Origin of the sequence: Pseudoalteromonas sp. GW168-MNA-CIBAN-0100, assembly GCF_040309225.1 — a bacterium.
Classification (GTDB): Bacteria; Pseudomonadota; Gammaproteobacteria; order Enterobacterales; family Alteromonadaceae; genus Pseudoalteromonas; species Pseudoalteromonas arctica.
In genome coordinates this window covers 1-246 of the sequence record NZ_JBEOOL010000933.1, presented here as the reverse complement: position 1 = coordinate 246, position 246 = coordinate 1, and the positions used below count along the sequence as shown (strand labels likewise).

Genomic DNA, 246 nt, shown 5'->3' with positions numbered 1-246 from the left:
GTTATACATAATTACGCGACAAATTCTATCCGCTTTTTCTTCAATTTTTACTGTATGGCCATCAACGCGAATTGAATCTGTTTCTTCAACACGATCGCCTAATTTAGCCACTTTGCCGTTAACGCTAACGCGGTTTGCATCAATGTATTTTTCCATTTCACGGCGTGAGCCTACGCCAGCACGGGCTAGGACTTTTTGTAACTTTTCACCTTGTATAACACTCATTCGGATGGTTCTCTCACAGAA

At 41.5% G+C, this 246-nt stretch carries 1 protein-coding gene; it reads right to left on the bottom strand.

Going from position 1 to position 246, the window contains the following annotated elements; all coding sequences use genetic code 11:
• Positions 1 to 225: S4 domain-containing protein (locus AAEY62_RS24075; RefSeq protein ID WP_350636988.1), on the bottom strand; the 225-nt coding region annotated here is incomplete at its 3' end.
• Between the last annotated feature and the right edge of the window lie 21 nt (positions 226 to 246).